Source organism: Mesorhizobium sp. M0306, from assembly GCF_040321655.1.
GTDB lineage: Bacteria > Pseudomonadota > Alphaproteobacteria > Rhizobiales > Rhizobiaceae > Mesorhizobium.
The window spans coordinates 132,767-155,079 of sequence record NZ_JAMYRY010000008.1 but is presented as its reverse complement, the minus strand read 5'-3'; the positions used below and the strand labels follow the sequence as shown (position 1 = coordinate 155,079).

Annotated in this window: 23 protein-coding genes; 14 read left to right on the top strand and 9 right to left on the bottom strand. The window is 63.5% G+C overall.

All coding sequences use genetic code 11. The features are described 5' to 3' along the window. Positions 1 to 8: 8 nt before the first annotated feature. From NKI95_RS14690 to fabD, 8 genes are all read right to left on the bottom strand, one after another. A complete protein-coding gene (locus NKI95_RS14690) occupies positions 9 to 899 on the bottom strand; it encodes a YicC/YloC family endoribonuclease (RefSeq protein ID WP_352579240.1) in 891 nt (296 codons plus the stop codon). Between the two features lie 136 nt (positions 900 to 1,035). Further along, positions 1,036 to 2,256: an endolytic transglycosylase MltG gene (gene mltG, locus NKI95_RS14685; protein WP_352567438.1), complete on the bottom strand. Its 1,221-nt coding sequence runs from the start codon at positions 2,254 to 2,256 to the stop codon at positions 1,036 to 1,038. Positions 2,257 to 2,349: 93 nt separating this feature from the next. Next, positions 2,350 to 3,612, bottom strand: coding sequence for a beta-ketoacyl-ACP synthase II (gene fabF, locus NKI95_RS14680; RefSeq protein ID WP_352467164.1), 1,263 nt, complete (start codon positions 3,610 to 3,612; stop codon positions 2,350 to 2,352). A 34-nt stretch (positions 3,613 to 3,646) separates the two neighbouring features. After that, the gene (locus NKI95_RS14675) at positions 3,647 to 3,883 is read right to left on the bottom strand and encodes an acyl carrier protein (RefSeq protein WP_006203723.1); all 237 of its coding nucleotides are present in this window, start codon (positions 3,881 to 3,883) and stop codon (positions 3,647 to 3,649) included. Positions 3,884 to 4,070: 187 nt separating this feature from the next. Further along, complete coding sequence (fabG, locus tag NKI95_RS14670) at positions 4,071 to 4,808, bottom strand: 3-oxoacyl-[acyl-carrier-protein] reductase (protein ID WP_292663869.1); 738 nt, start codon at positions 4,806 to 4,808, stop codon at positions 4,071 to 4,073. Positions 4,809 to 4,862: 54 nt separating this feature from the next. Next, on the bottom strand, positions 4,863 to 5,129 hold the full coding sequence (locus NKI95_RS14665) for a type II toxin-antitoxin system RelE family toxin (protein ID WP_352717543.1): 267 nt from the start codon (positions 5,127 to 5,129) through the stop codon (positions 4,863 to 4,865). Further along, a complete protein-coding gene (gene relB, locus NKI95_RS14660; protein ID WP_352467166.1) occupies positions 5,113 to 5,334 on the bottom strand; it encodes a type II toxin-antitoxin system RelB family antitoxin in 222 nt (73 codons plus the stop codon). The genes NKI95_RS14665 and relB overlap by 17 nt, the downstream gene beginning before the upstream one ends. Before the next feature lie 65 nt (positions 5,335 to 5,399). Next, positions 5,400 to 6,365 carry an ACP S-malonyltransferase gene (gene fabD / locus NKI95_RS14655; RefSeq protein ID WP_352717542.1) on the bottom strand — a complete coding sequence of 322 codons (966 nt, stop codon included), beginning with the start codon at positions 6,363 to 6,365 and terminating at the stop codon, positions 5,400 to 5,402. Between the two features lie 247 nt (positions 6,366 to 6,612). Between fabD and NKI95_RS14650 the strand changes: the two genes are divergently transcribed. The 13 genes from NKI95_RS14650 (at position 6,613) to NKI95_RS14590 (ending at position 20,210) form a co-directional block, all read left to right on the top strand. Beyond that, complete coding sequence (locus NKI95_RS14650) at positions 6,613 to 8,538, top strand: LTA synthase family protein (protein ID WP_352717541.1); 1,926 nt, start codon at positions 6,613 to 6,615, stop codon at positions 8,536 to 8,538. A 493-nt stretch (positions 8,539 to 9,031) separates the two neighbouring features. Beyond that, a complete protein-coding gene (rpsF, locus tag NKI95_RS14645; RefSeq protein ID WP_292663863.1) occupies positions 9,032 to 9,532 on the top strand; it encodes a 30S ribosomal protein S6 in 501 nt (166 codons plus the stop codon). Continuing rightward, entirely contained in the window at positions 9,532 to 9,780 is a 249-nt protein-coding gene (gene rpsR / locus NKI95_RS14640) for a 30S ribosomal protein S18 (RefSeq protein ID WP_006203718.1), read from the top strand. The genes rpsF and rpsR overlap by 1 nt, the downstream gene beginning before the upstream one ends. Before the next feature lie 214 nt (positions 9,781 to 9,994). Then, the gene (rplI, locus tag NKI95_RS14635; RefSeq protein WP_254820243.1) at positions 9,995 to 10,579 is read left to right on the top strand and encodes a 50S ribosomal protein L9; all 585 of its coding nucleotides are present in this window, start codon (positions 9,995 to 9,997) and stop codon (positions 10,577 to 10,579) included. Positions 10,580 to 10,732: 153 nt separating this feature from the next. Then, positions 10,733 to 12,022 (top strand): cyclopropane fatty acid synthase, encoded by a 1,290-nt coding sequence (locus NKI95_RS14630; protein WP_352717540.1) that lies wholly within the window; start codon positions 10,733 to 10,735, stop codon positions 12,020 to 12,022. Between the two features lie 81 nt (positions 12,023 to 12,103). After that, a complete protein-coding gene (locus NKI95_RS14625; RefSeq protein ID WP_352717538.1) occupies positions 12,104 to 12,427 on the top strand; it encodes a YnfA family protein in 324 nt (107 codons plus the stop codon). A gap of 3 nt (positions 12,428 to 12,430) precedes the next feature. After that, positions 12,431 to 13,399 (top strand): small ribosomal subunit Rsm22 family protein, encoded by a 969-nt coding sequence (locus NKI95_RS14620; RefSeq protein ID WP_352717536.1) that lies wholly within the window; start codon positions 12,431 to 12,433, stop codon positions 13,397 to 13,399. Positions 13,400 to 13,606: 207 nt separating this feature from the next. After that, the gene (locus NKI95_RS14615) at positions 13,607 to 15,097 is read left to right on the top strand and encodes a replicative DNA helicase (protein WP_352717535.1); all 1,491 of its coding nucleotides are present in this window, start codon (positions 13,607 to 13,609) and stop codon (positions 15,095 to 15,097) included. Positions 15,098 to 15,328: 231 nt separating this feature from the next. Beyond that, on the top strand, positions 15,329 to 16,747 hold the full coding sequence (gene radA / locus NKI95_RS14610) for a DNA repair protein RadA (RefSeq protein WP_292662222.1): 1,419 nt from the start codon (positions 15,329 to 15,331) through the stop codon (positions 16,745 to 16,747). A gap of 47 nt (positions 16,748 to 16,794) precedes the next feature. Continuing rightward, complete coding sequence (locus NKI95_RS14605) at positions 16,795 to 17,466, top strand: CvpA family protein (RefSeq protein WP_023677716.1); 672 nt, start codon at positions 16,795 to 16,797, stop codon at positions 17,464 to 17,466. A gap of 113 nt (positions 17,467 to 17,579) precedes the next feature. Next, entirely contained in the window at positions 17,580 to 19,049 is a 1,470-nt protein-coding gene (gene purF / locus NKI95_RS14600) for an amidophosphoribosyltransferase (RefSeq protein WP_352717533.1), read from the top strand. Between the two features lie 74 nt (positions 19,050 to 19,123). Further along, positions 19,124 to 19,864: an SDR family NAD(P)-dependent oxidoreductase gene (locus tag NKI95_RS14595; protein ID WP_352717532.1), complete on the top strand. Its 741-nt coding sequence runs from the start codon at positions 19,124 to 19,126 to the stop codon at positions 19,862 to 19,864. 124 nt (positions 19,865 to 19,988) lie between these two features. After that, positions 19,989 to 20,210 carry a hypothetical protein gene (locus NKI95_RS14590; protein ID WP_254820234.1) on the top strand — a complete coding sequence of 74 codons (222 nt, stop codon included), beginning with the start codon at positions 19,989 to 19,991 and terminating at the stop codon, positions 20,208 to 20,210. A gap of 176 nt (positions 20,211 to 20,386) precedes the next feature. Here NKI95_RS14590 and NKI95_RS14585 read toward each other — a convergent pair whose 3' ends face one another. Further along, positions 20,387 to 20,893: an OsmC family protein gene (locus NKI95_RS14585; RefSeq protein ID WP_352717530.1), complete on the bottom strand. Its 507-nt coding sequence runs from the start codon at positions 20,891 to 20,893 to the stop codon at positions 20,387 to 20,389. Positions 20,894 to 21,214: 321 nt separating this feature from the next. Between NKI95_RS14585 and NKI95_RS14580 the strand changes: the two genes are divergently transcribed. Continuing rightward, on the top strand, positions 21,215 to 22,123 hold the full coding sequence (locus NKI95_RS14580) for a DMT family transporter (protein ID WP_502909159.1): 909 nt from the start codon (positions 21,215 to 21,217) through the stop codon (positions 22,121 to 22,123). Positions 22,124 to 22,313: the final 190 nt, after the last annotated feature.

Sequence of the window (22,313 nt, the reverse complement as noted above, 5' to 3'; positions counted from 1 at the left end):
CATCGGGATCATTCCAGATTCTGGACCTGTTCGCGAAACTGATCGACGACCGCCTTCAGCTCCAGCCCGATGGCGGTGACCGCGGCGGCATTCGACTTGGAACACAGCGTATTCGATTCGCGATTGAATTCCTGTGCCAGGAAATCGAGCTTGCGGCCGATGGCGCCACCGCCGGCGAGCAGCGCCCTCCCCGACACCACGTGCGTCTTCAGCCGGTCGATCTCCTCGCGTATGTCGGCCTTGGTGGCCAGGAACGCCGCTTCCATATGCAGCCGGCTGGCGTCCAGGTTGGCAGACGCGTCCATCAACAGCCGGATCTGCTCGGCGAGCCTTTCGCGGATCGTGGCCGGCTCGCGTGATGGATCGGCCTCGGCCCGCAGCGTCAGCGCCTCGATGGCATCGATATGGCCGGACAGCAGGGAACGAAGTGCGGCACCTTCGCCCTGGCGCGCCTGCTGCAGCCCGTTCAGTGCTGCTTCCAGCGCCGACAGTATCGCGGTATCGAGCGCACTGCGCGCCTCTTCGGTTTCGATGGTCTCGGGAATGTCGAGCACGCCGCGCAGCGCAAGCAGCCCGTCGGCCGCCGCAGGTGCTACTCCGAACTGCTCCTGCAGTCGCTTGGCCAAGCCGGCCAGATCCTTCAGGAAAGCCTCGTTGACCACGGGTTGCGCTTGCGCGCCGGCGGCGCGGCCAATGGTCAGCGTCATCTGGAAATTGCCGCGCGCAAAACGCTTTTGCACCGTCTGCCGGACGGCCGGCTCCAGCCGGTCGAAACCTTGCGGCAGCCGCAGCCTGACCTCGACGCTCTTGCCGTTGACGGACTTGGCTTCCCAGGCAATCGAAGTGCCGTCGTGTTCGGCGACACTGCGCGCAAAACCGGTCATGCTCTGCAAGTTCATGTAACCGTGCGTCCCTTTGCCGAATGCCCTCAAGCCGGAACGATTTCTCCGGACAGGATCATGTGAATTTCAATGCCATAGCAGCCCTTGCACATCCACCCGGACATGCACAGGGCCAACCTGATGGCGTCCGGCCCTACTGGGCGGCGGTGGCGCCCGCATCGTCAACGATGGCTCCCGCCGGCGTGTCGGCTCCGGTATTGGTTGCCCCGGCCTTGGCGGCGTCCTGCGCCTGCTTTTTCAGCAGTGCCCGGTAGCGAGCGACATTCTCATTATGCTCATCAAGCGTCGAGGCAAAGACGTGACCGCCGCTGCCGTCGGCAACGAAGTAAAGATCGCTGGTCTTCGACGGATTGGCGACTGCCTCCAGCGCCGCACGGCCGGGATTGGCGATCGGCGTCGGCGGCAAGCCGTTGATCAGATAGGTGTTGTAGGGCGTCGGCTTCTGGATGTCCGACTGATAGATCGGGCGGTCGATGGGTTTGCCCTTGCCGCCGAACAGGCCGTAGATGATGGTCGGGTCCGACTGCAGCCGCATACCTTTGGCCAGCCGGTTGAGGAAGACGGCGGCCACCCGCGAGCGTTCATCGCCCTTGCCGGTCTCCTTCTCGACGATCGAGGCCAGGGTGACAAAATCCTCAACATTGGCGATCGGCAGATCCGGCGCCCGGCGCTGCCAGACTTCGTCGACCAGCTTCTTCTGGTCGGCCAGAAGCTTGTCGACCATCTGCTGGCGTGTTGCGCCGCGGGTGAAGCGCAGCGTGTCGGTGGCGAGGCTGCCCTCAGGTGGAGTGGTCGACGGCATATCGCCGGTCAGCGCGTCCTGCTCGGCGATCCGCTGGAGCGCCTGCTCGACCGTCAGCCCCTCGGGGATAGTCAGCGAATACATCACCGACTTGCCGCTCTTCAGCAGTTCCATGATATCGTGCATCGAGGCCTGCGGCTTGATCTCGTATTCGCCGGCCTTCAGGGCGGAATCATTGCCAAAGGCGCGCACGCCAAGGCGGAAAATGCGGGCGTCGCTGATCAGCCCTCGCCGCTCAAGCTGGTCGGCGATCTCCTGGACGCCGCTATTCGGCTTGACCAGGAAAGTGTCGCCATTGGCCGACGGGCCGGGCTCGTTGAACTCCTGCTTGCCGAAATACAGCGCAACGCCTGCCGCCAGAACCATCAGCATCACCGAAGAGATGACGAAGTTCATGAACACGACGAACTGGCTGCGCGAGGCACGCGAGCGCTTCGGCGGCGGCGTGCCGGCCTCGGGCCGCAACGCCTCGCTGGCCGTCTTCGGCACGATCGGGCCGGGCGTTGCTGCCCGTTGCCCGAATTCCCCGTTATCGGCCGGATTTGTGTTCATAGCGCCCTACCATTTGATCTTGCGACGAATCCCCTCGGGCAGAGTAGGGGCGAATATGGCAAAATTGACGGCAGACGGAAACCGGCGGAGCGGTCAGCCATTGTAGCGCTGGAAGACGAGCGAGGCGTTGGTGCCACCGAAGCCGAAGGAGTTGGATAGCGCCACGTCGATCTGCCGGGCTCGCGGTTTGTGCGGCACAAGGTCAATCGCCGTTTCGCGCTCCGGATTGTCGAGATTGATGGTCGGCGGCGCGATGTTGTCGCGAATGGCGAGGATCGAAAAGATCGCCTCGGCAGCACCAGCCGCGCCCAGCAGGTGGCCGATCGACGATTTGGTCGACGACATCGATATCTTCGAGGCGGCGTTGCCGACCAGCCGCTCGACGGCGCCGAGTTCGATCGTATCGGCCATGGTCGAGGTGCCGTGCGCGTTGATGTAGTCGACATCGGCCGGCGTCAGCTTCGCCCGGTTCAGCGCCGCGGTCATGCAACGGAAAGCGCCGTCGCCGTCTTCGGCAGGCGCGGTGATGTGATAGGCGTCACCGGTCAGACCGTAGCCGGTGACCTCGGCATAGATCTTGGCGCCGCGGGCCTTGGCGTGTTCGAGCTCCTCGAGCACGACAACACCGGCGCCCTCGCCCATGACGAAGCCGTCGCGATCGCGATCGTAGGGGCGTGAGGCCGTTTGTGGCGCGTCGTTGCGCTCAGTGGAGAGCGCGCGGCAAGCGGCAAATCCGGCGATCGAAAGCCTCGTCACCGGCGCTTCGGCGCCGCCGGCGACCATAACGTCGGCATCGCCCCAGATGATCAGCCGGGCGGCATCGCCGATGGCGTGCGCACCGGTCGAGCAGGCGGTGACGACGGCATGGTTGGGCCCCTTCAGCCCATGCCGGATCGAGACCTGACCGGAGACGAGGTTGATGATCTGGCCGGGGATGAAGAACGGGCTGATGCGGCGCGGACCGCGCTCCTTGAGGATCATCGCATTCTCGGCGATGCCTTCGATGCCGCCGATGCCCGAACCGATCAGCACGCCGGTGGCGCACTGTTCCTCATGCGTCTTCGGCTGCCAGCCGGAATCCTTGAGTGCCTCGTCGGCGGCCGCGATCCCGTACAGGATGAAGTCGCCGATCTTGCGCAGTTCCTTCGGCTCGAGAACGGCTTCAGGATTGAAAGTGGCATTGGAGCCGTCACCGCGCGGAATGACGTGGGCGACCTTGCAGGCAAGGTCTTCCACCTCGAATTCGGTGATGCGCTTGGCTGCGCTGCGGCCGGTCAGAAGCTCCTTCCAGCTGTGCTCGAAGCCCATGCCGAACGGCGAAAGCAGCCCAAGGCCCGTGACGACGACACGCCTCATCGCAGGTCCTCCCCGGTGATGACTGCAAATAGCGTCAGGCGGAGGCCTTGTCGATGTATTTCACCGCATCGCCAACAGTCAGGATGGTCTCGGCCGCATCGTCCGGGATCTCGACACCGAATTCTTCTTCGAACGCCATGACAAGTTCGACCGTGTCGAGGCTGTCCGCGCCCAGATCATCGATGAAGCTCGCCTGCTCCGTCACCTTGTCGGCATCGACGCCAAGGTGCTCGATGACGATCTTCTTGACGCGCTCTGCGGTGTCACTCATTTGGGCATCCTCGTCTTTTGGTTGTCTGTCTTCGTTAGCGGGCAGAATGCCGCTAATCAAGCTGAAAGATGGTCCTGCCGGAAACGCAACGGAACAGGACCGGTTTTTGCCCGAACCGCCGGGTTGCGGGCGGCATTACACGAAAAATCCCGTGCATCCAAGACGGAATGAAGCGTTTTCCCAAGTGTTAGATCATTGCCATGCCGCCATTGACATGAATGGTCTGGCCGGTGACGTAGGCTGCCTCGTTGGAAGCTAGGTAAGCGACGGCAGAGGCGACTTCGGCGCCCGTGCCCATGCGCCGGGTCGGGATCGCCGCCATGATCGCCTCTTTCTGCTTGTCGTTGAGCTTGGCGGTCATCGCCGATTCGATGAAGCCCGGGGCGACGCAGTTGACGGTGATATTGCGGGTGGCGATCTCCTGCGCCAGCGATTTGGAAAAGCCGATCATACCGGCTTTGGAGGCGCAGTAATTGGTCTGGCCGGGATTGCCGGTGACGCCGACCACTGAAGTGATGTTGATGATGCGGCCATGCCGGCGCCGCATCATCGGATGGGTAAGCTCGCGGGTCAGCCGGAACACGGCGGTCAAGTTGACCTCGAGCACGCTATCCCAGTCGGCATCAGCCATGCGTACGAACAACCCGTCCTTGGTGATGCCGGCATTGTTGACCAGGATGTCGACGCCTTCGAGATCGGCCTCCGCCTTCTGGCCGAGCGCCTTGACGTCGTCGCGATTGGAAAGATTGGCCGGGAACAGCTTGACCCGGTCGCCCAGTTCGGCGGCCAGCGCCTCCAGTTTCTCGATACGTGTGCCGTGCAGGCCGACGATGGCGCCCTGGGCATGCAGCACGCGGGCAATCGCCTCGCCGATGCCCCCCGATGCGCCGGTGACGAGCGCCTTGCGGCCGGTCAATTCGAACATGTTTTATCCTCTTCCCAAATCGTACTGGCCAATCATAGGGGCTGGCGAGTTCGGCTATCTGTAAACGTCGCCGCGGTGGCCTATGGTTACCACCAGAATGACGAGCCGGTTATCCTGCACATCGCAAATGATGCGATAATCCCCGACGCGATATCTCCAAAAGGTTGCGAGCGGGCCCTTCAGCGGTTTGCCGAGTTCACGCGGGTTGTCGAGAACGGCAATGCGGTTTTCAATAAAATCACGGATACGGTGACGTGTCTGCGGATCCAGTTCTTCGACAAATTTTCGCGCCGAGCGGGCGTATTCAAGCGTCCAGGCCACGCCAGAAGTCCTCGGCTCTCATGACGTCTTCTTCACCACGCCTGATCCGCTCAACGACTTCGGCAGCCAAGTAGTAATCCTCCAAGTCCTCCAGACCACGTTCAATGAGCTCGCGCAGATAGTAGGCCTTGCTGCGACCAGTCTTGGCGGCGAGAAAATCCAGGCGCTGCTCGACTTCAGGAGAAAGGCGGATCGATGTGGGCATGCCGCGCCTTGTTGCGATACATGTATTCATGTAGCGGTAAGCACCGATGAATTCAAGCTACGTGGTCACCCCAAGGCGGCAAGTGCCGTCTCGACCTCCGCCGCCGATCCGATGCTGCTGGTGGCAATGTCGCGGTTGATGCGGCGAGCCAGTCCCGACAGCACCTTGCCGGCGCCCACTTCGTAGAGCGTCGCAACGCCATTCGCGCCGAACCACTCCACCGTTTCGCGCCAGCGCACGCGCCCGATCACCTGTTCGACGAGGCGGCGGGCGATCTCGTCGGGATCGCTCGTCGGGGTCACCGTAACATTGGAGACCAGCGGTACGACCGGCGCACTCTTCGTCACGGCGGCCAGCGCCTCCCGCATGATCTCGGCCGCCGGCTTCATCAGCGCCGAATGGAAGGGCGCCGAGACCTGCAGCATCAGCGCCCGCTTGGCGCCCTTCTCCGTGCATAGCTTCGCCGCCAGTTCGACCGCCGGCCTGGCGCCGGAGATCACCAGCTGGCCGCCGCCATTGTCATTGGCGATCTGGCAAACCAAGGCTTGTGCGGGATCTTTAGCCGCGCCTTGGGCGGCCTCTGCGCAAGCGGCCTCTACGTCGGCTTGTTCCAGCCCGATGATCGCCGCCATGGCGCCCTCGCCGGCCGGTACCGCCGCCTGCATGGCGTTGCCGCGGATGCGCAACAGCCGGGCGGCGTCGGCGACCGAAACGAAACCGGCGGCCGCAAGTGCCGAATATTCGCCGAGCGAGTGGCCGGCCACATTGGTGACCTTGCCTTTCAGGGAGAAGCCGCGCGCCTCCAGCGCCCGGATTGCGGCAAGCGACACCGCCATCAGTGCCGGCTGGGCATTGGCGGTCAGCGTCAGCATCTCTTCCGGGCCTTCCCAGATCAGCTTCGATAGATTTTCGCCGAGCGCGTCGTCGACTTCCTCGAAGATCCGCCGCGATTCCACAAAGGCGTCGGCGAGATCCTTGCCCATGCCGACAGCCTGGCTGCCCTGCCCCGGAAAGGTGAATGCGATGGCCATCGTCGGCTCCCAGCTACTGGTTCTCGTTGCCTGTGACGCAAGGCGTGCGGCCAAGTCAAGTCCAACCTTGACCTCGTAATGTCGGCCGAGTGCCTGTTTCGGCAGGCTTTTTGGCGATCACTCATGATGAAAACCGCTCACGATTTGTTTGCTGGCTCTTCTTATTTCCGCCGCAGGCGCTAGGCTTTGCGTGACAGTTCGATGACAATCGAGTGACGCTTTTGTTGCGGGCCGGGGAACTATTGAAGTGGCAAAGACCAAGCAGAGCGCAGCCGAGGCGGCGCCACAGTTTCTCGAAGGCGATCCGTCGACCGGCTATCTACCGGCGCGCAAATGGCCTGTCATCCGCTATGGCCTTATCAGCTTGCTGGCTGCGGCCATCCTGGTGTTTGCCATCGAACTGATCGTGCGCGGCAACTTTGCCGGCACCATTGATTTCTTTCTGCAGCCTTTCAAACCAGGCTGGACCACGATCATCATTTTTGCGCTGATCCTCATCGGCCTCGACGCCGTGCTCGGCCGCAGTCATCAGAGCCTGATGATCGTCGCGCCGCTGACATTGTCGCTGGCGTTCGTCGGCCACCAGAAGTCACTGTATCTCGGCGATCCGCTCTATCCGACCGATTTCCTCTATTCCCGGCAGATCGTGGCACTGATGCCGCTTCTGGTACGCGATCGCCCGGGAACCGCCATTGCCCTGGCGATCGGCATTGTCGGCGGGCTGTCGCTGCTCGTCTATGGCTGGCGGCTATGGCGCCGCCGCGTTCCGGCACTCAGCCACAAGGGCCGCCTTGCCCGGCTGACGCTGACGGTGCCGCTGATCGCCTTCTTCGTCTCCATCATGGACTATGCCACTTTCTCGTGGACGCGCGACCGGCTGCAGATTATCCCGATCATGTGGGACCAGAAGGAAAACTATGCCTCGAACGGTTTTGCGCTCGCCTTCGCGCTGAACGTTCCGATGGCCCATGTCTCGGCGCCGCCCGGCTATTCCGACAAGGCGATCGAAGCGATCGGCAAACCGCAGGTGACGGCCTCGGTACCCGCCGAGAAGCCCGACATCATCGTTGTCATGAGCGAATCCTTCTGGGATCCGACCAAGCTGCCCGGCGTCACCATCACACCCGACCCTATCCCCAATGTGCGGGCACTGCGCACGGGCTCCATGTTCTCGCCCGAATTCGGCGGCATGACGGCCAACATCGAGTTCGAGGCCCTGACCGGCTTTTCCAACGCCTTCCTGCCGGCGGGCAGCATTCCCTACCAGCAATATGTGCGGACACCGACCCCCTCGCTCGCGACCTTCCTGAAAAGTCAGGGCTACCGGGCGCGTGCCATCCATCCCGGAACCAACTGGTTCTGGAACCGGGGGGCCGTCTATGCCGATTTCGGCTTCAACGACTTCAAGTCCGAGGAGACGTTGCCGCCCATGCAAAAACGCGGACCGCTCGCGTCGGACGCAGCGATGACCGACGAGATCATCCACGAAGCCGATACCAGCGCCGAGCCGGTCTTCTTTTTTGCCGTCAGCCTGCAGAACCACGGACCGTATGAGCCGTATCGCTATAACAATCCGACCCACAAGGTGCAGGCGCCGATCAGCCAGTGGGCGCGTGAATCGCTGTTGAGCTACGCCGAAGGCTCTTCCGACGCGGACCGCGGCCTCGAGCGCCTGATCGAATGGGCGAAGAAACGCGAGCGGCCGACCGTCATCGCCTTCTTCGGCGACCATCTGCCGCCGCTTGGGCCGGTCTACGTCGAGACCGGCTTCCTGAAGGACAATGTTGCGCCGCGCAAGGAGGCGGCCGACCAGATGCTGCTGCACCACCAGACGCCGCTGATCGTCTGGTCGAACCGCAGCGGCCCGGCCGAGGATCTGGGCGCCGTCAGCCCGGCCTTCCTGCCCTACCATATCCTCAAGACGGCCGGCATCAGCCATCCCTATTACACCGGCTTCCTCGGCCAGTTGCGGGACCGTTATCGCGTCATCGACCGTAATTTGCTGCTGGCACCGGGAGGCGACGCCACCCCCAATTGGTCGCGTCAGAAAGAGATCGACCCGGCAATCCGCGACTTCCGTCTGCTGCAATACGACATGATGTTCGGCAAGCGTCATGCGGCGCCCGATTTCTTCCCCGAAACCACAGGCAAAGTGGCTGCGCATACGAGTTGAGCAGCGGCGGCGGGAGAGCGGCCTGTGGCCGGCGACATTGGTCTGGAAATAACGGACGAAGACGTCCTTGCGCGTAGCGTCGATGTCGCCGAGATGCGAAGATGCAAGCCACGCCCGCCGGCACGGGAACTTCGCATGGTGGTTAAGGCCCGGTTTCAGGAAATCCATAAAACCTTGCCATCGAGGCCCGTGGCGCTCTGGGACGGTGGGCACTAATCGAGCCGTTTGCTCTGTGGTTTGGCCTTGCTTTGCGGTCAAATTCCTGTATAGACGCCCGCAATCTGCCGGTCCTTGCTGGGGGCTGAACGGAGGGCCGGAGGTTTTTCAAAACCTTCGCGTGAAGCCAGAAGCGCTTCCGCCTCCCGTGTCTCCGCTCTCGACCGTCTCGTCATGCTCCTTTCTTCCCCGCCTTCGCAAGGATTGCGGGTCAGAGAAGTTGCAGAGGCTTTTGCCGCCGGGAACCGGGAGAGAAACGAAGAAAGGCACGAACACTATGGCTCTATACGAACATGTGTTTCTTGCCCGGCAGGACCTCTCGCAGCAGCAGGTCGATGCGCTTGTCGAACAGTACAAGGGCGTCATCACCGCGAATGGCGGGTCCGTCGGCCGGGTCGAGAACTGGGGACTGAAGTCCCTCACCTACCGGGTCAACAAGAACCGGAAGGCATATTATACACTCATGGACATCACCTGCCCGCCGGCCGCGCTCAATGAAATGGAGCGCCAGATGGGCCTGTCCGAGGACGTACTGCGTTTCCTGACCATCAAGGTCGATGCGCATGAGGAAGGTCCGTCGGCAATGATGCAGAAGCGCGAAGAGCGCTCGGAACGCGGCGGCTTCGGCGATCGCGACCGTGGCGATCGTGGCCCGCGCTCATTCGGCGACCGCGATCGCGGTGACCGTGGTGATCGTCCGCCGCGCAGCTTCGGCGATGGCGGTGCCGATCGTGGCCCGCGCCGTCCGCGCGAAGGCTTTGAAGGAGCCGCAGAATAATGGTCGACATCAATCAGATCCCAACCCGGCGCCCCTTCCATCGTCGCCGCAAGACCTGCCCGTTCTCCGGCGCCAACGCGCCGAAGATCGACTACAAGGACGTGCGGCTTCTGCAGCGCTACATTTCCGAGCGCGGCAAGATCGTGCCATCGCGCATCACCGCCGTCAGCCAGAAGAAGCAACGCGAACTCGCCAAGGCGATCAAGCGTGCCCGCTTCCTCGGCCTGCTGCCCTACGTGGTCCGCTAAAATCTACGCGGGCGGTTCGCCGCCCGCTTTTTTCACCGGCCACGACGGGCGTAGCCGGATCGAACACTAAATCCCGGGTTGGATTTCGACAAGAGATCCTAACTGCCGCGACAGGCAGGACAGCGACACAGGCGGCGACGCCCCAGCTTCCTGACCTGTTCCAGACAATTCGGCGCCGATCCTGAGGATAGCGCCCAAGCGAAGGAACAAAACCATGGAAGTCATTCTTCTCGAACGCGTTTCCCGCCTCGGTCAGATGGGCGACACCGTCAAGGTCAAGGACGGGTTTGCCCGCAATTTCCTGCTGCCGCAGGGCAAGGCGCTGCGCGCCAACGAAGCTAACAAGAAGAAGTTCGAGGGACAGCGGGCCCAGCTCGAAGCCCGCAACCTGGAGCGCAAGTCCGAGGCCGCGCAGATTGCAGAAAAGCTCGACGGCAAGAGCTTCATCGCCGTGCGCTCGGCCGGCGAAACCGGTCAGCTTTATGGTTCGGTCTCGACGCGCGACATCGCCGAGCTGGTGACGGCGGAAGGTTTTTCGGTCAACCGCAACCAGATCCTGCTCAACCAGCCGATCAAGACCATCGGCGTCACCAATGTGGCGATCGCGCTGCACCCGGAAGTCGAGGTTACCATCACGCTCAACATTGCCCGCACGGCCGACGAAGCCGAGCGCCAGGCCAAGGGCGAAACGCTGACCACCGCCGAAGCCATCTACGGCGAGGACATCAACGATAATGCGCGGCCGGAAAACTTCTTCGATCCGAATGCGGAGTTCGAGGGCGGCGAAGACAACGGCTGATCGTCATTCGTCGGCATTCGCCGGCTAATCGCTATTCTGGACCAATGCCCGGGCCTCGTACCCGGGCATTTTTATGCCAAATGGAACTTTTCGAACCCCTATATCTTGATGCAGAATAAGACAGCCTGTCTGACCGAGAGGGGACATTTGGTCATGAATATTCTGCTGAAACGCGTTCTCGACCGCCTGGTCCGCACAGGCAATCTCAAGGTGACAGGGCCGCAAGGCTCGATGGTGACTTTCGGTGACGGCAGCGGCGAGCCGGTGCACATGCACATCAAGACAAGGCATGCCGAGCGCGCCATCACTTTCGATCCGATGCTGGCACTGCCGGAAGCCTACATGGACGGTGAACTCGACATTCTTGAGGGCGGCGTGCTGGGGGTGATGCGCATTGCGTTCCAGAACATGGGCAGCGGCGGTATCGATGCCACCTGGTCGAAGGCGATCGAGGGTCTGCGCCACGCCTTCCGGCGCCTGCAGCAGATCAACACGGCGTCGCGGGCGCGCCGCAACGTGCAGCGCCATTACGATCTGTCGGGCGACCTGTACCGCCTCTTCCTCGATGAGGACATGCAGTATTCCTGCGCCTATTTCGAGCAGCCGGACATGACGCTCGACGAGGCACAGGCAGCCAAGAAGCGCCATATCGCCGCCAAGCTCAGGCTGAAAGCGGGCCAGACGGTACTCGACATCGGCTCCGGCTGGGGCGGGCTTGGGCTCTATCTAGCCAAGGCGTTCGACGTCGACGTGCAAGGCGTGACGCTGTCGACCGAGCAGCACGGCGTCGCCACCGACCGCGCCCATGCGCAAGGCCTGCAAAACCGGGTTCATTTCGACATCAAGGACTATCGCGAACTCAACGAACGTTTCGACCGCATCGTCTCGGTCGGCATGTTCGAGCATGTCGGCGTCAATCATTTCCGCACCTTCTTCGACAAGTCGGCGACGCTGCTGAAGCCGGACGGCGTCATGCTGCTGCATACGATTGGCCGCTCCGGCGTGCCGTGGGCGACCAGCGCCTTCATCCGCAAATACATCTTCCCGGGCGGTTACATCCCGTCGCTCTCCGAGGTGATGCCGGCCATCGAAAAATCGGGGCTCGTCGTCACCGACATCGAGGTTCTGCGGCTGCATTATGCCGAGACACTGAAGCATTGGGGTGAGCGCTTCGCCGCCAATCGCGACAAGGCCAAAGCGATTTATGACGAGCGCTTCTGCCGTATGTGGGAGTTCTATCTTGCCGCCTCGGAAGCTGCCTTCCGCTGGCAGGATCTGGTGATCTTCCAGATCCAGATTGCCAAGAAGAACGACACGCTGCCGATGACGCGCGACTACATGGTCAGTTGCGAGAAGGCGCTGGAGATGCGCGATCTTGGACGTCGCGAAAAGGCTCCGGCGGCCAAGCCCACTCGCCGCCGCAAGGTGGCGGATCCGGAGTAGACGGCCGGCGAGCGCGCTATTGCCGCTTGCCATTGCAGGCGGCACGCTGAAAAGGGTCCCGTCAACGCGGGACCTTTTTTCATGACCTACCTCCTCTACGTCGCCGCCGCACTTGCCGAGATCGCCGGCTGCTTTTCGTTCTGGGCGTGGTGGCGGCTGGACAAGTCGCCGCTGTGGTTGGCGCCCGGTCTCGTCTCGCTGGTGCTATTCGCGTGGCTGCTGGCGCTGGTCGACGCCAGCGCGGCGGGTCGGGCCTACGCCGCCTATGGCGGCATCTATATTGCCGCCTCGCTGGCCTGGCTGTGGCTGGCGGAAGGCGTGCACCCCGACCGCTGGGACCTTGCCGGTGCCGCGATCTGCATTGTTGGCGCCTCGGTCATTCTGCTCGCACCCCGGGCTGCGTGAGCGATGGAACTGCCCGTCCCGCTTAGACAAGGCGTCGACCGCCTTCTCGAACAGGTGCCGTTGCCGATGCTTAAGCAAGCGGCAAAGACGCTGTCGGACCGTTACCGCGCAGAGTTGCGCGACGGTCGCCTGCACATGGCCGAAGACATGGCGGTGAAGGCCTATCTGGCAACGCGGCTGCCGGCGACCTATGCTGCCGTCCGCGCCAGCCTCGATGCGGTGAGCGAGGCGCGGCCCGATTATGCTCCGAGAACCCTACTCGATGTCGGCGCCGGCCCTGGCACGGTGCTTTGGGCCACAATCAATCTCTGGCCGGATCTCGAACGGGCGGTGCTGCTCGAGGCCGGCGCCGCGGTGCGACGGGTCGGCGAAGCACTTGCCGCGGATGCGATCACGGCCAGGACCGCCTGGCGGACCGGCGACATCACCATCGACCTGGTCGATCTGGAGCCGGCCGAGCTGGTGACTTCAGCCTATGTGCTGGATGAGATCGCGCCGGCATCGCTGGCAAAACTCGTCGACCGGCTCTGGCAGCTGACCGCCGACACGCTGCTGGTCGTCGAGCCGGGCACGCCGGCCGGCTGGCAGCGCATCCTTGCCGTGCGGCGGCAGCTGATCGAGGCGGGGGCGCACGTGCTCGCGCCCTGTCCGCATGAGGCGCCCTGCCCACTTGTCGCTCCCGACTGGTGCCATTTCGCCCGCCGCGTCGCCCGCTCGCGCCTGCACCGTCTGGCCAAGGATGCCGAGGTGCCGTGGGAGGACGAGAAATTCATCTTTGTCGCGGCTTCCCGCCATCCGGCCGCTCCGCCCCGCGCGCGAGTGATCGCACCGCCGAAGTCGGGCTCCGGCAAGGTCTTGCTGAAGCTTTGCCAACAGGATGGGAGTGCTGCCGAGCGACTGTTCACCAAGCGCGACGGCGAGACGTTCAAGGCCGCGCGGCGACTGGACTGGGGTGACCCCTTGCCGGAATGATCGGCAGCTATTTTCCTGTTTTGTTCTCGCTCAAGAACGGCTAGGCTCGCCATCTTGATTCGAGTCAATCGAGATTCTTTCCACCGAAGTATCTTGGCTGTGAATCGCGGGCATCAAAGTTGGTTGGTTGGGGACTGATGCAGATAAGTCATCACCGACTTGTCTCGTTCTGATATCGAGAGACCGGGGATCAGGACCGGGGACATCATGGCAGAGGCAGCACGAAAATTCGGCGTGGCGGAAACACCGCTCTATCGCGAGGCGCCGAACAATATCGAGGCCGAGCAGGCGCTGCTCGGCGCCATACTGGTCAACAACGATGCCTTCTACCGCGTCTCCGACTTCCTGAAGCCCGGCCATTTCTACGAGCCGCTGCACAGGAAGATCTTCGAGGTCGCGGCCGAGCTCATCCGCATGGGCAAGATCGCGACGCCGATCACGCTGAAGACCTTCCTGCCGGCCGATGAGAAGGTCGGCGACATGACGGTGGCGCAATATGTCGTGCGGTTGGCGGTCGAGGCCGTCACGGTGGTCAACGCCGCCGACTATGGACGCGCCATCTACGATCTGGCCACGCGGCGCGCGCTGATCACCGTTGGCGAGGATATGGTCAACATCGCCTATGACGCGCCGGTCGACATGTCGCCCTCCGACCAAATCGAGGATGCCGAGCGGCGGCTGTTCGAGTTGGCCGAAACCGGCCGCTACGACGGCGGCTTCGAGAGCTTCACCGATGCCGTCAAGACCGCCGTCGACATGGCCAATGCGGCTTATATGCGCGACGGGCATTTGTCCGGCGTCGCCACCGGCTTGCGCGACCTCGACCGCCGCATGGGCGGCCTGCAGTCGTCCGACCTAATCATCATTGCCGGCCGCCCCGGCATGGGCAAGACGTCGCTCGCCACCAACATCGCCTTCAACATCGCCGAGGCGTATGTCCCGGCGCAGCAGGCCGACGGGTCGTTCAAAGCGGCCAATGGCGGCGTCGTCGGCTTCTTTTCGCTCGAAATGTCGTCCGAACAGCTGGCCACTCGCATCATCTCCGAACAGACCGAAATCCCGTCGTCGAAAATCCGCCGCGGCGAGATCAGCGAGATGGATTTCGAAAAGCTGGTCGCCTGCTCGCAGACCATGCAGAAAATCCCGCTGTTCATCGACCAGACCGGCGGCATTTCCATCGCTCAGCTGTCGGCCCGCGCACGCCGCCTGAAGCGCCAGCGCGGCCTCGACGTCATCGTCATCGACTATATCCAGCTGATGCAGGGATCGAGCGCGAAATCGTCACAAAACCGCGTCCAGGAAATCACCGAGATCACCACCGGCCTCAAGGCACTGGCCAAGGAGCTGGCGGTGCCGATCATCGCGCTGTCGCAGCTGTCGCGCCAGGTCGAAAGCCGCGACGACAAGCGCCCGCAGCTTTCGGATCTGCGCGAATCGGGCTCCATCGAGCAGGACGCCGACGTGGTGCTGTTCGTCTACCGCGAGGAATATTATCTGAAGAACCGCGAGCCGAAGCCGGGCACCGACGAATACATCAAGTGGGAACACGAGATGAACGAGATGCGCGGCAAGGCCGAAGTCATCGTCGCCAAGCAGCGCCATGGCCCAACGGGATCGGTCAGCCTCGCCTTCCAGGGCGAGTTCACCCGCTTCTCGGATCTCGCCGAGGAACATCATTTGCCGGATCGGTTCGAGTAGCTTTTTGACCAACCGTCGCGCTCCGTCACACCCCCCTCTGGCCTGCCGGCCATCTCCCCCGCAAGGGGGGAGATCGGCAGTTTTGCCGCCGGTTCTCCTCTTGCGGCATCGGCGATTGGCGAAAGCATCAATGACAGCCAATCTCCCCCCTTGCGGGGGAGATGTCCGGCAGGACAGAGGGGGGTGCGAAGGATCGCCAGCCCTCGACCATTTGCGAACGGCATCCGCCTGATGGCCAAATCCCGTATCCAGTTCATCTGCCAGAATTGCGGTTCGGTGCATCAGCGATGGGCCGGCAAATGCGATGCCTGCGGCGAGTGGAACACGCTGGTCGAGGAAGGCACGTCAGGCGGTATCGGCTCCGGCCCGGCCAATACGCGCAACGCCCGCAAGGGCCGCGCGGTGGTGCTGACCAGCCTCTCCGGCGACATCGAGGACGCGCCGCGCATCGTCTCCGGCATCGGCGAGCTCGACCGCGCCACCGGCGGCGGCTTCGTGCGCGGCTCGGCGCTGCTGGTCGGCGGCGATCCCGGCATCGGCAAGTCGACACTGCTCACCCAGGCCGCCGCGGCACTGGCAGCAAAGGGCCACCGCATCGTCTATGTCTCGGGTGAAGAAGCCGTCGCCCAGATCAGGCTGCGCGCCCAGCGGCTCGGCGTCGCCGGCACCCCGGTCGAGCTCGCCGCCGAGACCAATGTCGAGGACATCCTCGCCACCATTGCCGATGGCAAGCGGCCGGATCTGGTCATTCTCGATTCGATCCAGACGCTGTGGACCGACATGGCCGATTCGGCGCCCGGCACGGTGACCCAGGTGCGCGCCGCCGCACAAGCGATGATCCGCTACGCAAAATCCACAGGGGCGGCGATCGTTCTGGTCGGCCACGTCACCAAGGAGGGCCAGATCGCCGGACCACGGGTGGTCGAGCACATGGTCGACGCGGTGCTCTATTTCGAGGGCGAAGGCGGCCACCACTACCGCATCCTGCGCACGGTCAAGAATCGCTTCGGGCCAACCGATGAGATCGGCGTCTTCGAAATGTCGGACAAGGGCTTGCGGGAAGTCGCCAACCCGTCCGAGCTTTTCCTCGGTGAACGCCATGCGAAGTCGCCGGGTGCCGCGGTTTTCGCCGGCATGGAAGGCACACGGCCGGTGCTGGTCGAGATCCAGGCCCTGGTGGCGCCGTCGACGCTGGGCACACCGCGCCGCGCCGTCGTCGGCTGGGACGGTGCCCGGCTGTCGATGATCCTGGCGGTTCTGGAAGCCCATTGCGGCGTCCGCTTCGGCACGCACGACGTCTATCTCAACGTTGCTGGCGGCTACCGCATTTCGGAGCCGGCGGCCGACCTGGCGGTGGCGGCGGCACTGGTTTCCTCGCTCACCGGTCTTGCCCTTCCCGCCGATTGCGTCTATTTCGGCGAAATCAGCCTTTCGGGTGCAGTGAGGCCGGTTGCGCATGCGCAGCAGCGCCTCAAGGAAGCTGAAAAGCTGGGTTTCGGACGCGCGGTTCTGCCCTTGGGCAGCGAGGAACTTGTTGGTGGTAATGGGGTCGGGGGGATCGGAGCCGGCGCTTTCCAGCCCACCGAGCTTGCCGATCTCGTGGCGCGCATAGCCGGCTCTCGGCGCAGCCGCGCCGACGAGCAAGAGTGATGCGGCTCGTCGAGTCGTGAAAAAGAGATCGGAGTGGGGCGAAAAACATGCCGATTACGCTGCTTGACGGAATTCTCGTCGGCTTCACCCTGGTCTCGGCGATGCTCGCTATGGTTCGCGGCTTTTCGCGCGAGATCCTGTCGATCATCTCCTGGGCAGCTGCTGCTGCGGCGGCCTTCTTCTTCTACAAGCCGGTCCTGCCTTACATTCAGCCCTATGTCGACAACGAAAAGGCCGCCATGGCAGCGGCCGCCGGTATCGTCTTCATTGTCGCGCTAATCGTCGTTTCGGTCATCACCATGAAGCTCGCCGACTGGATCATCGATTCCAGGATCGGCGCGCTCGATCGCACACTTGGCTTTCTCTATGGCGCGGCGCGCGGCATCCTGGTCGTCGCTGTTGCGCTGCTTTTCTTCAATTGGCTGGCCGGCGCCAAAGCTCCAGGCTGGATTGCCAACGCCAAGTCAAAGCCGCTGCTCGAATCGATCGGCGCAAAGCTGGAAAGCCTGCTGCCCGAGGACCCGGAAAACGCCATCCTCAACAAACTCAATCCGAATCAGCCGGCCACCGAGACGCCTCTGGCCCCCGATGCGCCTGCAGCGGAAGCCCCTGCCGCCGGCGACGACGCCACCGCTCCGGCACCCGACGACAGCGATGCGCCGCCGGCCGACAATGCGCCCGCGACGCCGGCACCTGCAAACCCGGCGCCGGCAAACTGATTTCGGCAGACTTGCGAGGCTCAAAACTGTCGATTATGTGAACGCCGCACGACGTGCGTTGCTTTCGATGCGCTATGACCTTATATGGCGACTTTAGCGGAGCTTGAGCCCCAATGGCAGACGCAGACGACATGCTTTCCGCCGAAGCCGACGACCATTTCCATGACGAATGCGGCGTGTTCGGCATTTTCGGCCGGCAGGACGCCGCAGCCATCGTCACGCTCGGCCTGCATGCGTTGCAGCATCGCGGCCAAGAAGCGGCCGGCATCGTTTCCTACGACGGCACCCAGTTCCATGTCGAACGCCATGTCGGCCTGATCGGCGACACCTTCACCAAGCAGCGCGTCATCGACAGCCTGCAAGGCAACCGTGCCATCGGCCACACACGCTATGCCACCACCGGTGGCTCCGGCCTGCGCAACATCCAGCCTTTCTTCGCCGAACTTGCCGATGGCGGCTTCGCCGTCGCCCATAACGGCAATCTCACCAACGCCATGACCGTGCAGCGCGCACTGCAGAAGCAAGGCGCCATCTTCTCTTCCACCTCCGACACCGAGACGCTCCTGCACCTGGTCGCCACCAGCAAGGAGCGCGACCTGAATTCGCGCTTCATCGATGCGGTGCGTCAGGTCGAAGGCGCCTTCTCGCTGGTGGCAATGACGTCCAAGAAGATGATCGGCTGCCGCGACCCGCTCGGCATCCGCCCGCTGGTGCTCGGCGATCTCGACGGCGCCTGGATTCTCGCCTCCGAGACCTGCGCGCTCGATATTATCGGTGCGCGTTTCGTGCGCGACCTGAAGCCCGGCGAAATGGTCGTCGTGACGAGCAAGGGCATCGAAAGCCTGTTCCCGTTCGAGCCGCAGAAGACCCGCTTCTGCATTTTCGAATATGTCTATTTCGCGCGGCCGGATTCGTCGGTCGAAGGCCGCAACGTCTACGAAGTGCGCAAGCGCATCGGCGCCGAGCTGGCACTGGAAAGTCCGGTCGAGGCCGACATCGTCGTGCCGGTGCCGGATTCGGGCACGCCGGCGGCGATCGGCTTTTCGCAGGCCGCGGGCATTCCGTTCGAGCTCGGCATCATCCGCAATCACTATGTTGGCCGCACCTTCATCCAACCCGGCGATTCGATCCGCCACATGGGCGTCAAGCTCAAGCACAACGCCAATCGCCGCATGATCGAAGGCAAGCGCGTGGTGCTGGTCGACGATTCGATCGTGCGCGGCACCACCAGCCAGAAGATCGTGCAGATGGTGCGCGATGCCGGCGCCAGGGAAGTTCATATGCGCATCGCATCGCCGCCGACGCGCGCCTCCTGCTTTTACGGCGTCGACACACCGGAAAAGTCGAAGCTGCTGGCGTCGCGCATGTCGGTGGAGGAGATGGCCGAGTTCATCCGCGTCGATTCGCTCGGCTTCCTGTCGATCGACGGGCTCTACCGCGCCGTCGGCGAAGCCGGCCGCGACAACGAGCAGCCGCAATTCTGCGACGCCTGCTTCACCGGTCAGTATCCGACGCGGCTTGCCGATTTCGAAGGCTCCGACAATGTGCGCACACTGTCGCTCTTGGCGGCGGGCGGGTCGTAGGCCTTGCCGGACCGTTTGCCTGCCTCCCCTTAGCCCCTCAGGGCGGTTTCACCTTGCCTGTCGGAATCCATCGTATGAGCCTTGACCTCTCCGGCCGCGTTGCGGTCGTCACCGGTGCCTCGCGCGGCATCGGCTATTTCATCGCCAGGGAGCTTGCCGCGGCCGGTGCGCATGTGATTGCGGTTGCTCGCACCGTCGGCGGGTTGGAAGAACTCGACGACCAGATCAAGGCAGGTGGCGGACAGGCGACGCTGGTACCGCTCGATCTTGCCGACATGGCGGGGATCGACCGGCTGGGTGGCGCCATACACGAGCGCTGGGGCAAGCTCGATATACTGGTCGCAAACGCTGCGGTGCTCGGCGTGATTTCGCCGATCGGCCATGTCGAGGCCAAGACTTTCGAGAAGGTGATGACCATCAACGTCACCGCAACCTGGCGGCTGATCCGCTCGGTCGACCCGCTGCTCAGGCTTTCCGATGCCGGCCGCGCCATCGTGCTGTCCTCCAGCGCCGCCCATACGGCACGCGCCTTCTGGGCGCCCTATGCGGCGTCGAAAGCTGCGGTCGAGACCATGATGCGTTCCTGGGCACATGAAACCGAAAACCTGCCGCTCAGGGTCAACGCCGCCGATCCGGGGGCGACGCGCACCGCGATGCGGGCGCAGGCCGTACCCGGCGAGGATCCTGAAACGCTGCCGCACGCTTCAGAGATCGCCAAGCGTATCGTGCCGCTGGCCAGCCCTACACTCAAGGAGACGGGGCTGATCTTCCAAGCCAAGCACAACCGCTTTGTCGCCTACCGGCAGCCGGAGTAAGCGGCCTAACATCACGCGGCTGTGATGCCGAGGCTCAACGCCGCGCTTTGGCCCAGCTTTCGCCGCTGGGCCGGAGTTGCTAGGATCGTGCGACTCCCAAAACAAGCAGAGCGAGGAAATACTCATGGCGGCACCGAGCGTAGCGTTAGTCTGGTATCTGGTGATCGCCGGCCCGCAAGGCGGCATGGTCGTGCTGCCCAGCACATTCGACACCCGCGAACAGTGCGCCTTCGCCATAACCGAATACCAGAAGCAACCGACGCCGGCCGGCTGGTCGGTGCAGTGCGTGCCGAGCGCCTCGCCCTTCGCCGACGAGGGCGACGCCGAGGAGCCGTCGGCGCAGTAGGACAGCGTGATCTCCCCCCTTGAGGGGGAGATGCCAAGTTTTGGCAAAGAGGGCAGGCCAGAGGGGTCGCCACGCGTGGAGCGCCGGCCTCCATCTGCTGCAGCGGGCCGAGCCCGGTCGGACCAACCCCCTCTGCCCTGCCGGGCATCTCCCCCTCAAGGGGGAGATCAGCAGCCTCAGCGTCGTGCGCTTACCGTCAGCTCCGGCTTCTGGCTGATGGTCTGGAACACCACGCAGTAGCGCTCGGTCAGCTTGATCAGCGCATCGACGCGCTCCTGCGGCTCGTCCGTGTCGAGGCCGAATGTCAGCCGGATGGCACGGAAGCCAACCGGCGCATCCTTTGCCACGCCAAGCGTGCCGCGAAAGTCGAGATCGCCTTCGGCTTCCACCGTGGCGGCCCCAAGCTTGAATTCCAGCGCCGTCGCTACCGCCTTCAGCGTAACGCCGGCGCAAGCCACCAGCGCCTCCAGCAGCATGTCGCCGGAGCAGAGTTCGAGCCCGGTGCCGCCGGTCGCCGGATGCAGCCCGGCAATGGCGATCGCCCTGCCTGTCTCGACCTTGCAGGCGATCGATTGGTCGTCGATCGAGCCTTTGGCGCGGAGAGTAATCAGCGCGCGCGAGGCGTCGTCGCGATAGGCCTCCTTCAGCGGCGCCTGCATGGCCTTCAATGCGATCGCATCCATTTCGTCGTCTCCCATAATTGCCTGGCTTCGCTGCTTAACGGCTATGCCGCCTGCCCCAAACGCAAGTCCGCGCTGGCGTAGCGCTTAGCAGGGTTTCGCCCGTATAGCCTGACGATACGGGGAGCATCCAACGCCTTCCCACCGTCTCTCGCAACACATTCGTAAGGCCGCCGGACATATGGCCGATATCGCCATCGTGGAAACCGGCGAAAGGGTTCTTGCCGGAATCCTGTTCGCCGGGGCTGCCTACCTGCTGTTTTCGATGCAGGACGCCTCAAGCTGACACTATGGTGTCAGGACGGGGCAGCGTAGGCTGGTGAGATGACGGAATCGCTGGACATGCCAGGCACAGTGGAAAGCGCCCGCGAGCGTACCCTCGGCATCATCCTGGTCTCGGCATCGGCGGCCGTCTTCGGCCTCACCGGCGTGCTGACGAAATCGATCCATGCCGACCCGCTGACCATTACCTGCTGGCGCGGCTTTGTCGGCTCGATCCTGATCAGCCTCTATGTGCTATGGCGCCGCCAGCGCTCCGGCGGTCGCGACAGCTTGCGGCTCGGCTGGCGAGGCTGGCTGCTGGCGATCGAGGGCGCGCTCGCGAGCATCGCCTTCATCTCGGCGTTCAAGTTCACCTTTGTCGCCAATGTCGCGATCATCTATGCAACGGCCCCGTTCGTCACCGCGCTGCTGGCCCTCCTGTTGGTCCGCGAGCCGTTCCGGCTGCAGACGCTTGCCGCCGCTGCCGTGTCACTATGCGGGGTGGCGATCATGGTCTGGTCCGGCTTCGGCACCGGCCATCTGTTCGGCGACGGGTTGGCGCTGCTGATGACGATCGGCAGCGCGCTCTACATGATCATGGTGCGCGCCTTCCGCGACACGCCGGTGGTGTGGGCGGGTGCGGTGTCGGCATTCCTTCTGTTCGTGCTCGGCTGGTTCGTCGCCGATCCGCTGGCCGTCTCGGCCAGGGACGCTGTGTTTCTAGCCACCTTCGGCTCCTCGTTCGCGCTGGCTTCGATCCTGTGGACGGAGGGCACCCGGCTTATTCCGGCGGCCGAGTCCGGATTGCTGGGTTCAACTGAAGTGCCATTCGCGATCCTGTTTGCCTTCCTGTTCCTGGCGGAGATCCCGCCGGCAGCCAGCATGGTCGGCGGCGCCATCGTGCTTTGCGCGGTGTTCGCTCACGCCGGCCGCGACTGGCTGATGGCCAGGCAGCGCGCAGCGGATGCATGACCAATCCTCGCCGCGTCCGAGCGCGAGTTGGTGGTCCGATCACGAGGAATCCGTTCCTGAAAATAAATTTGAAAAGTCATGGAACCATCATAGGGCTCAGGCATTATGGCTGCGACGGGCCACCCCAAGTCCCCCCAAACCCCTCGGCCCGTCTTACTCAGAAGCCGACCGCAAGGTCGGCTTTTTCTTT